2 protein-coding genes and 1 pseudogene are annotated in these 2,271 nt (G+C 72.1%); all 3 read right to left on the reverse strand.

Annotation, left to right across the window (positions count from 1 at the left end):
• Positions 1–269 (reverse strand): annotated as a pseudogene (locus H5J33_RS31835) (hypothetical protein); the annotation flags it as partial.
• A 35-nt stretch (positions 270–304) separates the two neighbouring features.
• Positions 305–1,243: an N-acetylneuraminate synthase family protein gene (locus tag H5J33_RS31840; RefSeq protein ID WP_181798212.1), complete on the reverse strand. Its 939-nt coding sequence runs from the start codon at positions 1,241–1,243 to the stop codon at positions 305–307.
• A 12-nt stretch (positions 1,244–1,255) separates the two neighbouring features.
• Positions 1,256–2,271: N-acylneuraminate cytidylyltransferase (locus H5J33_RS31845; protein ID WP_181798213.1), on the reverse strand; the 1,016-nt coding region annotated here is incomplete at its 5' end.

Here is a 2,271-nt window from a genome sequence, read left to right on the forward strand (position 1 = left end):
TGGGCACCACCCGCCCCGGCCGCCGTGGCCGGATGGGCACCACCCGCCCCGGCCGCCGGGGCCGGATGAGCGCCACCCGCCGGTGACGCGGCGCGGTCGGCTTCCGCCGCTTCCTCCGCTGCTTCGGCTCCCTCCGCCTCCGGCGCGTCGTCCGGTATCCGGCCGGCGTGCAGGTGGGCCCACTCCAGTACGTTCAGCAGCTGCACCGGGCTCTCCACGAAGGCGAGCGTGCGGGCGAGGTGGCCGGCCTGACCGGCGCGGGGGCTCATCGGCGTACGACCGTCCCGTCGTCAGTGACCTGGATTCACACCGTGACCGGCTCGCCGGCCGCCGCGGCGATCTCGGCGTCCGCGACGACACCGGGGACCCGGCGCAGCTTCTTCATCGGGCCCAGCTCGGAGTCGTAGACCTTCTTGACGCCGTCGCCGAGGGAGGCCTCGATGGTGCGGATGTCGCGGACCAGGCGCTGGAGGCCCTGCGGCTCCACGGAGGCGGCCTGGTCGGAGCCCCACATGGCGCGGTCCAGGGTGATGTGGCGCTCGACGAAGGTCGCCCCGAGCGCGACCGCGGCGAGGGTGGTCTGCAGACCGGTCTCGTGCCCGGAGTAGCCGATCGGGACGTTCGGGTACTCCTTCTCCAGCGTGTTGATCACGCGGAGGTTCAGCTCCTCGGCCTTGGCCGGGTAGGTGGAGGTGGCGTGGCAGAGCAGGATGTTGTCGCTGCCCAGGACCTCCACCGCGTGGCGGATCTGCTTCGGGGTGGACATGCCGGTGGAGAGGATGACCGTGCGGCCGGTGGCGCGCAGGGCGCGCAGCAGCTCGTCGTCGGTCAGGGAGGCGGACGCCACCTTGTGGGCGGGCAGGTCGAACTTCTCCAGGAAGGCGACGGCCTCGGTGTCCCACGGGGAGGCGAACCAGTCGATCCCCTTCTCCTTGCAGTAGGCGTCGATCTGCCGGTACTCGTCCTCGCCGAACTCCACCCGGTGGCGGTAGTCGATGTAGGTCATCCGGCCCCACGGGGTTTCGCGCTCGATGTCCCACTGGTCGCGGGGGGTGCAGATCTCGGGGGTGCGCTTCTGGAACTTCACGGCGTCGCAGCCGGCCTCGGCGGCCACGTCGATCAGCTTGAAGGCGTTCTCCAGCTCACCGTTGTGGTTGATGCCGATCTCGCCGCAGATGTAGACGGGCTTGCCGGGGCCGACCTCGCGCGTACCGAAGGTGCGCAGACGGGACTGGGTGCTCATCAGGGGGTGTCCTTACTTGGGGAGGGAATCGAGAGAGGGGCCGAGGATCCAGCTGGCGATCTCCCGGATCGCGCCGTCACCGCCGGGGACGGTGGTGACCGCGCGTGCGGCGCCGCGTACGACGTCATGAGCGCTCGCGACCGCCACGGGCCAGCCCACGAGGGCGAAGCAGGGCAGGTCGTTGACGTCGTTGCCGACGTAGAGCACGCGCTCCGGCGCGATGCCCTGCTCCTCGCACCACTGCTTCAGCGCGAGGTCTTTGCGGTCGACGCCGTGCAGCACGGGGATCTTCAGCTTGCGTGCGCGGGCGGCGACGACGGGGTTCTGTTCGGTGGACAGGATCAGCAGTTTCAGGCCGCTTTTACGGAGGGCGGCGACGCCGAGGCCGTCACCGCGGTGCACGGCGACGAACTCCCGTCCCTCGGAGTCGATCAGCACCCGGTCGTCGGTCTGGGTGCCGTCGAAGTCCAGTACGACCGCGTCCACGTCGGCGGCGGTCGGCAGCGCGCCGGGGCGGTCCGCGTCGAAGAGCGGCGCGAGGGCCCGGGCCCGGGCGAGGTCGTGCGGGTCGTCGATCTCCAGCACCCGGGCGGGGTCGGTGCGGACCAGCTCGGTGCGGCCGAAGAAGCGGTGGCCGTGCGTGCGGAAGCCGGCCGCGTCCATGGCGTAGGCGGCGCCGGTCTCCAGGAAGTCCTGGGGGCGGTCCTGGCGGCGCGGGCGGTAGGACTTGTCGTGGTTGACGCCCACCCCGCCGTTGCCGCCCACCCCGCCGTTGCCGCCCGCCCCGCCGTCGACGGCCACCCCGTCCCCGGCCTCGATGTCGCCGTCGCGCCAGACGAAGCCGTGGAAGGGGGCGACGGTGACGGCGGTGTCGGCGCCGTGCTCGACGACCGCGGCGGCCACCCCGTCGATGTCCTCCCGCAGCAGGAAGGGGCTGGTGCACTGCACGAGCAGGACCACGTCGACGGCCGAGCCGTGCAGTGCCTCGTGGGTGTCCATGGCGTGCCGGACCGCGGCCTCCGAGGTGG

The sequence above is a fragment of the Streptomyces sp. WELS2 genome, assembly GCF_013870595.1.
Classification (GTDB): Bacteria; Actinomycetota; Actinomycetes; order Streptomycetales; family Streptomycetaceae; genus Streptomyces.